The 471-nt window shown below is 69.2% G+C and carries 1 protein-coding gene and 1 pseudogene; both read right to left on the bottom strand.

The window, feature by feature from the left end:
* The coding region (locus RM844_RS32430; RefSeq protein WP_394814654.1) for an aldo/keto reductase at positions 1-156 on the bottom strand (156 nt) is incomplete at its 3' end.
* Between the two features lie 82 nt (positions 157-238).
* Positions 239-471, bottom strand: a pseudogene (locus RM844_RS32425) (long-chain fatty acid--CoA ligase); the annotation flags it as partial.

Raw genomic sequence — 471 nt, 5'->3', positions numbered from 1 at the left:
CTCGTAGATCGCGGCGGTGTCGATGGACCGGTACCCGGACTCGATGGCCTTCGCGACCGCCTTCGCCGCCTCGTCGTCCGGCACCTGCCAGACACCGAAACCGAGCTGCGGCATGTCGAGGCCGTTGTTGAGGGTGATGGAGGGGACCTGGCTCACGAGCGGTCGATCCTAACGTCGTCGGTTGGTACTCCGTACGACAACGAGCGGGCGGGCCCAGGCATTCCCGCCCCGGGCACGGTCAGTGGTAGAGCGCGTCGACCTCGACCGCGTACGCCGTCTCGATCGCCCGCCGCTTCAGCTTCAGCGAGGGCGTCAGCAGCCCGTGCTCCTCGGTGAACGGATGGGCCAGAATCCGGAACGTACGGATCGACTCGGCCTGCGACACCGCCGTGTTGGCGGCCACCACCGCCCGGCGGACCTCCATCTCCAGGTCCGGATCGCGCACCAGGTCGGCGGGGCCGAGCGGGGTAC

It is taken from the genome of Streptomyces chisholmiae, from assembly GCF_031845445.1.
Lineage (GTDB): Bacteria > Actinomycetota > Actinomycetes > Streptomycetales > Streptomycetaceae > Streptomyces > Streptomyces chisholmiae.
This window is presented reverse-complemented; position numbering and strand designations above follow the sequence as displayed.